Genomic DNA, 1581 nt, shown 5'->3' on the forward strand with positions numbered 1-1581 from the left:
CTCTTCATGGTGTGAACGTCTTTTGAATCCGTTCACGAAGAGAGTGTGTGGTGTAAGTTATCGGCCTATTAGTACCGGTCAGCTTCACGAGTCGTTAGTCCTCGCTTCCACATCCGGCCTATCAACCCAGTGGTCTGGCTGGGGGCCTCTCACACACAAGGTGTATGGAAATCTCATCTCGAAGCGAGCTTCCCGCTTAGATGCTTTCAGCGGTTATCCCATCCGAACGTAGCTAATCAGCGGTGCACTTGGCAGTACAACTGACACACCAGAGGTTCGTCCGTCCCGGTCCTCTCGTACTAAGGACAGCCCTTCTCAAATTTCCTGCGCGCGCAGCGGATAGGGACCGAACTGTCTCACGACGTTCTAAACCCAGCTCGCGTACCGCTTTAATGGGCGAACAGCCCAACCCTTGGGACCTACTCCAGCCCCAGGATGCGACGAGCCGACATCGAGGTGCCAAACCATGCCGTCGATATGGACTCTTGGGCAAGATCAGCCTGTTATCCCCGAGGTACCTTTTATCCGTTGAGCGACGGCCATTCCACAATGTACCGCCGGATCACTAGTCCCGACTTTCGTCCCTGCTCGAGATGTCTCTCTCACAGTCAAGCTCCCTTGTGCACTTACACTCGACACCTGATTGCCAACCAGGCTGAGGGAACCTTTGGGCGCCTCCGTTACTTTTTAGGAGGCAACCGCCCCAGTTAAACTACCCATCAGGCACTGTCCCTGACCCGGATTACGGGCCGAAGTTAGATGTCCAAAGTGACCAGAGTGGTATTTCAACGATGACTCCACCCGAACTGGCGTCCGGGCTTCAACGTCTCCCACCTATCCTACACAAGCCACTCCGAACACCAATACCAAACTATAGTAAAGGTCTCGGGGTCTTTCCGTCCTGCTGCGCGTAACGAGCATCTTTACTCGTACTGCAATTTCGCCGAGTTTATGGTTGAGACAGCGGGGAAGTCGTTACTCCATTCGTGCAGGTCGGAACTTACCCGACAAGGAATTTCGCTACCTTAGGATGGTTATAGTTACCACCGCCGTTTACTGGGGCTTGAATTCTCAGCTTCGCCTTGCGGCTAACCGGTCCTCTTAACCTTCCAGCACCGGGCAGGAGTCAGTCCGTATACATCGTCTTGCGACTTCGCACGGACCTGTGTTTTTAGTAAACAGTCGCTTCCCCCTGGTCTCTGCGGCCCCTGCACGCTCCGGACAGCTTGTGTCCATCACGATGGGGGCCCCCCTTCTCCCGAAGTTACGGGGGCATTTTGCCGAGTTCCTTAACCATAATTCTCTCGATCGCCTTAGTATTCTCTACCTGATCACCTGTGTCGGTTTGGGGTACGGGCGGCTAAAACCTCGCGTCGATGCTTTTCTCGGCAGCATAGGATCACCGAATCCCCCCTTACGGGAGTCCCATCGGGTCTCAGGCATCATGAACGGCGGATTTGCCTACCGTTCGCCCTACATCCTTAGACCGGGACAACCATCGCCCGGCTCGGCTACCTTCCTGCGTCACACCTGTTAATACGCTTGCCTCCCAGGATCAGGTCCCGCGCTCCACCAAAACCC

The 1581-nt window shown here is 55.1% G+C and carries 1 rRNA gene; it reads right to left on the minus strand.

What is annotated here, in order from left to right:
- Nucleotides 1-47: 47 nt before the first annotated feature.
- Nucleotides 48-1581: ribosomal RNA gene (locus ACZYZ5_RS21430) — 23S ribosomal RNA — on the minus strand; the annotation flags it as partial.

The sequence above is a fragment of the Pseudarthrobacter ribosi genome, assembly GCF_055412865.1.